At 37.3% G+C, this 6,673-nt stretch carries 10 protein-coding genes; all 10 read right to left on the minus strand.

Features of this window, described 5'->3' with window-relative positions; translation table 11 throughout:
* Positions 1–152: 152 nt before the first annotated feature.
* The 10 genes from AAOP42_RS13455 to AAOP42_RS13500 all read right to left on the minus strand — a co-directional run bounded on the left by AAOP42_RS13455 (position 153) and on the right by AAOP42_RS13500 (position 6,547).
* The gene (locus tag AAOP42_RS13455) at positions 153–1,190 is read right to left on the minus strand and encodes an AbiH family protein (protein ID WP_349529051.1); all 1,038 of its coding nucleotides are present in this window, start codon (positions 1,188–1,190) and stop codon (positions 153–155) included.
* Positions 1,191–1,332: 142 nt separating this feature from the next.
* Positions 1,333–2,190: a hypothetical protein gene (locus AAOP42_RS13460; RefSeq protein WP_349529052.1), complete on the minus strand. Its 858-nt coding sequence runs from the start codon at positions 2,188–2,190 to the stop codon at positions 1,333–1,335.
* A 193-nt stretch (positions 2,191–2,383) separates the two neighbouring features.
* Positions 2,384–2,713 (minus strand): nucleotidyltransferase domain-containing protein, encoded by a 330-nt coding sequence (locus AAOP42_RS13465; RefSeq protein ID WP_349529053.1) that lies wholly within the window; start codon positions 2,711–2,713, stop codon positions 2,384–2,386.
* Between the two features lies 1 nt (position 2,714).
* A complete protein-coding gene (locus tag AAOP42_RS13470) occupies positions 2,715–3,053 on the minus strand; it encodes a nucleotidyltransferase substrate binding protein (protein ID WP_349529054.1) in 339 nt (112 codons plus the stop codon).
* Positions 3,038–3,196: a hypothetical protein gene (locus AAOP42_RS13475; protein ID WP_349529055.1), complete on the minus strand. Its 159-nt coding sequence runs from the start codon at positions 3,194–3,196 to the stop codon at positions 3,038–3,040. The genes AAOP42_RS13470 and AAOP42_RS13475 overlap by 16 nt, the downstream gene beginning before the upstream one ends.
* Before the next feature lie 166 nt (positions 3,197–3,362).
* Complete coding sequence (locus tag AAOP42_RS13480; RefSeq protein ID WP_349529056.1) at positions 3,363–4,547, minus strand: DUF4249 domain-containing protein; 1,185 nt, start codon at positions 4,545–4,547, stop codon at positions 3,363–3,365.
* 103 nt (positions 4,548–4,650) lie between these two features.
* Positions 4,651–4,863, minus strand: coding sequence for a YgaP family membrane protein (locus tag AAOP42_RS13485; protein WP_349529057.1), 213 nt, complete (start codon positions 4,861–4,863; stop codon positions 4,651–4,653).
* A 597-nt stretch (positions 4,864–5,460) separates the two neighbouring features.
* On the minus strand, positions 5,461–5,736 hold the full coding sequence (locus AAOP42_RS13490) for a DUF2442 domain-containing protein (protein WP_349529058.1): 276 nt from the start codon (positions 5,734–5,736) through the stop codon (positions 5,461–5,463).
* Positions 5,736–6,002 (minus strand): DUF4160 domain-containing protein, encoded by a 267-nt coding sequence (locus AAOP42_RS13495; protein WP_349529060.1) that lies wholly within the window; start codon positions 6,000–6,002, stop codon positions 5,736–5,738. The genes AAOP42_RS13490 and AAOP42_RS13495 overlap by 1 nt, the downstream gene beginning before the upstream one ends.
* A 17-nt stretch (positions 6,003–6,019) precedes the next feature.
* Positions 6,020–6,547 (minus strand): OB-fold protein, encoded by a 528-nt coding sequence (locus AAOP42_RS13500; protein WP_349529059.1) that lies wholly within the window; start codon positions 6,545–6,547, stop codon positions 6,020–6,022.
* Positions 6,548–6,673: the final 126 nt, after the last annotated feature.

A 6,673-nucleotide genomic window follows, 5' to 3' on the forward strand; every position in this document is an offset into this window, starting at 1 on the left:
CTATCGACGTAATGGAAAAAGTATATCTGAACCTGTAGAAAAAATTTACAACAAGTTACCAACTATTTTTGACACTACTTCCCAAGAAAACTACCACAACACAGGTTCGTTCAACACTGCATTCATGCTTGGTCTATCGGTCGCACCAGTGCCTAGTTATTGTAGGTCGTTTCAATCGATTGCGGACATTCGAAAGATAGATCAAAAGGTGAAACCTTTTTCAAATAGCTAATTTTATCTGTAAAGTGCCTTGTCAATTCAGTCGCTTTCTGGGTGAAATCCTTGACGTCTGGATAGTGGTGAATGAAAATCCTCTCACAATTTCGATTTTCAAGTATTTCTCTTAATAACGTTCTATCAGATAGTCCGCAAGAGTGTCCAATAATGTGAACGATATAAGATTGGTATGGTACATTAATGAATCTAGTGAGTTTTTGAAAAGCGTCAGATAAGGTGTACTGGGGATACTTAATATACTCTAGAAACTCGTTCTGATTGAAATTCTCAAGAGTTGCATATATTTCATCATGCTGGTCTCCATAGCCAAATATTATCGGATTTGCATTATTTCCCAGCCGACCGTGAATGTTTACTACTTGAGATTTTGATGGAATTATTAGTTTGTTGAAGTATAACTCAACTGTATTGGTATAATTGAAAGATAGGTACATGTACTTATCCTGTGGATCTTTTGGTTGAAACATTTTAAGAAACTCTGGCATCAGATTAATCTCTTTGGTTAGAGTTCTAAGATATCTGTCCAACAAATTTTGAACATTCTGAAATTGCTTATTAAGGGTTATTACCCTTTTTACACGTTCTTCTAGTCCAAGGTCACCCTTCGGTATCTGAGCTATTTGTTTTAGTTTTTCAAAATAGAAACTTTCGATATCAACCCAATTTCCTTTTCGATAATTTACTAATAGTTCCATAAAGAAATCGCTTTTTGGTTTAGCGAAACCTGAATCCAATAGTTGAGAGAAATTGGGAGGACAATTATGTATACTAGATGTTCTGCCTCCTAATGGGACTCTCAAACTTGTCTCAAAGAAATCATCCTCAACCGTCTCTTCTTCCTGAAGCTGATCTATCAATTGTTTTCCATACCAATTCATCAAATCATTATAACTAGTTGGTATTCCATGAGCTAAATCAAATCCGTTTCCTATTAAAAAAAGTTGTTTTTCCATGGATGAATGAAACTAACGTCGATATATAAAGCGTAGGCGGTTAAAAGCACTTCATTGTCAACTATTGATAAATAAAATTACTCGTAGAAATTATCATAACAAATTAACCCGCCTATGATTTATATAATGTTAACAGCATACTCTATTCTCGTTGGTAGTTTGTCTTTTTTAGTGCACTTCTAAATTCCGTCTGAAATAACCTCTGCCCACCTTGTCCTGGAAACGAAATTCTGACATCTATTATGTTTTCTAATCCCTGCTCTTTTAAAGTCCAAAAGGCTGAGTCGTAGACTGTTGCTTTTATTAAAATTATTTTTGTGTCGCTGTTAGCAACTTGATTTATTCTTTCGATTAAGCTCGGAAGTTGAGAATCTAAATCGTTGCTTAGAAGTGAAAGCGGTAGTTCTGACAAATCAACCAAGTAAAAACCGTCTGCTTGCAGTTTGAGTAAGATTGAACGTTTAATATCGCCGCTGCGTCCGCTTGCAATGAATTTAGTTTTAAGATCCGGATAAAGTGCTTCTGCAACTCCCAAAAACAAGTAGTCATGCTGATGAACATTCTCATAGTAGAAAAAGCGGCCTAAACTGTCTGGTGGTGCTTCCGCGATGAGTAAGTATTTTACCTTGTCTGGCTTGTATCTCAATCGTGCTTTTTCAAGCTGCTGCTTAAGTTGTGAAATATCAACTATTGCCTTTGTGTTTTGTTTAGGTTGCGCTTTCAAAATCGTTGGCTTAATTGTCGGATAATTAGAAGATGTTGTTGTTCGCTTGCTGGAATGAGGAATTGTCCAACCCGAACCTTTGCCGCCTGATTGAAAAGCATGGGGAAGTCGTCCTTTGCGTAATATGTCCCGAAGTGGTTTGCCGAGTCTGTCTTTACTGTCCTGAAGAAGCCCTGCTTTTTCAAGTAGAGCATTTGCTTCAACCGGGTTAATACTTTCTCGTCCTGACCGTGTCAGGTAGTCGTCAAGATATTTAATTATCGCTGTTATACTCATAAAGAGGCATCCTAAAGAGTTGCTGCTAACATTTGAGCATATACAGGCGATATATGCCTTATGATATATTTATCAAAAATAATGCATTAATTCTGCTTTTGAAACATATATAAAAATACCCAACATGCTGCTCTAGGAGTCGAAGCTTTACCAAACCTTGAAGGTTTAGTAAAGCTAGCTAAGATCTATAGCTTCACTGATGGGTATTTTGGTATTTCTCTTTTGCGTAAAACTCTTTACCCACTCTATTGATGTGGTCAATAAATGAAGGGTTGGTTATTTTGTCATAAATGGAAACATCAAACTTGTAGGGCAGCATCAAATCGTCCAAATCAAATTCGATTTTCAACAGTAAACTCAAATCAATATTACTTCCAATTAACGTGAGGTCAATATCCGAAGCGGGTTTGTAATTACCCATTGCTCTGGAGCCATAAAGCAGGACTTTTTCAATTTGACTGTACTTTGAAAAAACAGCCTTTATGTTGTCTGTATCTTCTTGTGTTAAACCTGAATGCCCCATCTTATAATAAAAGTTGCCCTTGCTCACCACTTCTTTTGGCTTCCATATTCTTTTGAAATTCTAAAAAGGCAGGGTAATAAGCATTAAGTATTTGGGAATAAATCCCCTCGGCAGTCTCTTCATTGTAGGTGTGTGATGTTTTATTTCGACTTCCAATCATTTCCATCCAAACTTTCCCATCAGAAACCAACTGAAGTTGAAAGGCTTCCCTTGTTGCATCCCTGCTACCTCCGACACTGGTATTGCCCTGATAAATAGCGTAATCTCTCATTACATTCCAGGCCAATTCATGAGTGTACTCAAATCGTTGAATTAAACCCTCCTTTATAATTTCTTCCAATACATGATCAAATCACGTTCATCAACTGATTCATCCTCACCGATAAAGTTATGCCTGACGTATTCTACAGCTTGCGTAAGTTTATATAATGCTTTTACAAAATTGGAAAACCTCTGTTCCCATCTGATATCTTGTTCCATCATTAATTGGTCATTTCTTCGACAATAATACCAAAGCCAAATTTACTTATTAATCTTCGGATGTTGTAGTCCAACCAAATCTATATCGTTTAATTTCATTTTTGAAATAGAGAGTACAGATGCCTGTCATCCAGTTCAGAGCATCTAGAAGCCATATAGGTCTGTTCTCCTACTCTTCCCAAAAGTCAGGTTTGATGTTGGTACCGCCATTGGCTACACAATCGACACACCTGAGGGATGTAACTTCAGCTCCACTTACAATTTCAGGATCATCTTCTAAGAACAAGAGTCTAAAAAACAAATTTCCATTTTCGATACTTTGCAGCAGTGTCAATTCATAATCCTCCATTAGATCTTCTTTCAAATAAGTCTGCACCGGACATGAAGGATTAGCAATTAACTCAAATGGAAGGTTGGCAGTCCCTACATATATCCTCTTTTCTGATAAGCCACTGGCTGAAAAATACCCCAATATCGTTTCGCCGGGATTCGAAATATTGGTCACATTGCTTACCACCTTGGCCGGCTGTTTTCCAAACAGTCCTCCTATTTCTTCATTTGCTTCCTTGAGGTATTTCCAAAACAAATATTCCTCTTCCGAAAGGGTGTATTGTTTAACCAGTGTGCTGTATTTTCTGGTGAAGCGTGCTTCTTCTCCGGTAATAAATCCCAGTTTATGACCCGAAAGGAGATTTTTGGATAATCCCAAAGTCGTCCCCAGATTTAAGCTTCTCGTTTCAGCACTTTTCCAGCATGTGGTGTTAAACACTTTGGTGGTAGGTGTTATCGAATCCCGACCAACATAATCATCAGTAATACCCCTTGCCACGCCAATTCTCCAGGTTTCATCCCATTCAAAACGAAAATATTTAGTTCCATCCTCTGCACCATGATTGGCAATAAAAAACTGAACTCCATATACGTCATTGTCCTTACCGGTAGTCCCTCTTTTTTCGGCTTTGTAATAGATACTATCAATGACAGGAGAGGCATAAATCTTTTGCCAGGCAGATTGATATTGTTGACCAAGGTAATTGAAGTTGAGTCTGTATCGCCTGCCTTCCACACCTTGCATACCAATCGTTTGGTAAACACCATCCGATACCTCTGTCAAAGACTCAACCACACCATTTTCTTCTTCTATGGACATATCCACTCCGGAAACAAATTCTGTCTCTTCGTCTATTCCTGCACTTTTTGTAATTTTTACGGTATATGGCCCGGGCTGATCAGTGATGATGCCATCTACAACAAGAAAGCTATCCCCACTCTCATTAAGGTGAGGGGTGAATGGTTCCAGGCAGCCATACAGTGCCAAAAAGACAACCAAAAACAGAAAATTAGATAATTTCATCGGGCTTCAATTCTTTGTCTCAAATGTACATTAAGAATTGCAATGAAAATAGCCTTCCAACACTATAATTGATCAAATGTCTTAAAGATTCGGCAATGATGCTCTATTTCTTTTCCTTCATTGAACAAGTAGTCAATCCGAAGGGAACATATAGTGGGCAAAAGCTTATAAAACTGGTCAATACAAAAATGCCAGCCAAAACCAGTAAAACAACTCCCAATGTACCAGTGATTACATTTGCGAAGTATAATGCTGCAATAACGATAGCAATAATCACTCTGATTATTTTATCTGCGCTTCCCATATTTTTTTTCATCTCAAAATAGTTTTAAAATATTAAAATACATTTTCAACGATTAAGACAATACCATAAATTAATACCAGACAGATGATGCAAACAGCTATTAATTTTATGATTTTGTACTTAAGCATTCCAGAGTAAATTTCGCACATACAATCTTGTAGATTGGTAACTAAAGTCACCAATTCAAATGATTAATTTCAGTATTATGAGCTTTTTTAGCTTTTAGAGAGTTTATACCTTGCAGGTCTTGAAAAATATCGACCAACAGTCAGGCATCATGTTAATTACCCACATCAAACCAATAAGACCTTTCCTTCGTCAAGGTGACAAAGTGGGTTTATTTAGGATAAACGGATAGCATCGAATGCCTCGCCTTTGCTGGCCTTGTGACCTGCAAACATATCATGTCTCAAGTGCTCATGCCTATTAAAAACCTTTTCTTTAGAAGATTCCATCTCTAGCGGTTTGTTGGACACAAGTCCAACAAAGGTTAAGTAGCCATACTGAAAACTAATGTCTAGCTAAGCTCCGTAGGCTCAGCGTTTCAAATATCAATAAAAGTATCGTATAGCACTAACCTCGGAAAATAGCTCGGTTGGCCTATGGAGCTTAGCAACTGTTATGGGCTTTTTCGTTCTGCTTCAGAGTTAATTCATGAAGAAATTCTGGTGCAAAATCTGCTCCACAATCCCAACCGATTGTCCAGCGATCTTTGGTGAAATTCTTGAAATAGTTTACATCCTTCAATGGTTCGAAAACCTCTCCCCAAATTTCATCTTGCAAATCGACAACTCCGGATAGTCCGTCTGAAAAAGTTAACTGTATTTTGTAGTCGTTCAGGTATTTGGCTTGTTCGACCTTTATAAGTAATGTGTCAGTGTTCATCAGTCTAAAGGTTTGATTTTATTAAGTGGTTTTCTTTCTTCTATTCGTTTCCAGTTTTCTAAAAGTTCGTCTCTGTGTTGATCTAACCAGTCATATACTAAATTCAGAGCGCGTCTTGATATACTTCCTATTACTTCTCCCGTTTCAATATTCATAACGGCCTCATAGTCTTGATATTCTATGTGAAAATGAGGTGGATTATGTTCATTAAAGTACATCTTGATAATAATCCCATAAAATCTGGAAATTTCTGGTATATTTTCTATTCAAATTCAACACTCTTTTAAGTTACCAAATTTACAAAACAAAACATTGAATTCTGAATTAAAGGCTGCTTACAGGTCTTCTTATTAGTCACCAGCTTGCAGTTTTTCATCAGGACATTCATCATCAGTCCATCACACTCACCAATAACAGTGATTTTCTGTCCTTTTCTCAATTGAGCAACTTTGTCCTGATCTTCGATATAACACTGTACGCTCCTTATCAGGTCACCAGGTTTCAGGGTAACATATATGTCGTCAAGTATGTCCTTTCCAATACTTTCAATGTAGCCCTCAACATAGAATTTTTTCCCTTTAAAGTTGTTATCTACAGCTACTTCGTTGCTTGTATATGATGAAACCAGATCACCTGCTGAAATCGTTGCGTTTTTCCTTTCTTCAATCATGTTTGCTCGTTCCACCGCTGCTATACTATCACGTTGAGCCTGAGTTAACTCGATGTTCAAGGGTTGCTTGGCACTTGAAACCTCTGAACTACCACTATTTTTATCATCACCAAGGTTTGCAAGCACAATTAAAGAATCCACCCTCTAAGAAGGTGGACTTGAAAAGCCCCTATAAGGGGCCAAAATCCAACTTCTGCTGTTCTTCTACTTTTTCTTGTTTCTCTTGATATTGAACATACTTTCTTATCTTTTCTTCATCAAGACCAA

It is taken from the genome of Reichenbachiella sp. MALMAid0571 (genome assembly GCF_040151475.1).
Lineage (GTDB): Bacteria > Bacteroidota > Bacteroidia > Cytophagales > Cyclobacteriaceae > CAXBNB01.